At 65.7% G+C, this 531-nt stretch carries 1 pseudogene; it reads left to right on the forward strand.

Annotated elements, in window-relative coordinates:
- Positions 1–531, forward strand: a pseudogene (locus BN1130_RS22605) (hypothetical protein); the annotation flags it as partial.

Genomic DNA, 531 nt, shown 5'->3' on the forward strand with positions numbered 1-531 from the left:
CGGGAGGTGGATATAGACGCAGCCTGGACATCCCGCCAGGCGGGCAACCTCATCACCCTAGCACCGGTGCCCGCCATGCGACCCGGGGCAACGGTTAACGGCAAGCGCGTTACCCGGGTGCGACTCAAGGGCGATGAAATGACCCTGACCACCACCACCCCGGGCAAAGCTGTCAAATCCACAGAGCGGCGCAAAATAGAAGGCGAGTTCCCGGAGCTGGCCGACAAAATGCACCTGCCCAAGTTTGGGCGGGTCGAGGCCATCAGCGACCAGGCCGCCGCTGGCCAGCTCAATGACCCATTCCGACCGCGCTTTGCCGTGGATGTGCAACTGCTCGGCGAGGATGGCCAAGCGGACGACGCCACCCCACTCTATCGCGCCGTGCCGCTGCCGGTGATGTTCGGCGGGCCTGAGCAGGGCCTGCTGCAGTTCCCCATCGAGGGGAGCCTGGTCGAACTGGGCTTTGCCTTTGGCCGCGCCGACCGCCCCTTTATCCGCACCGTGCTTGGCACTGGCTGGCCACTGCCAGAC

The sequence above is a fragment of the Aeromonas rivuli genome (genome assembly GCF_000820045.1).
In the GTDB taxonomy this organism is placed as follows: Bacteria; Pseudomonadota; Gammaproteobacteria; order Enterobacterales; family Aeromonadaceae; genus Aeromonas; species Aeromonas rivuli.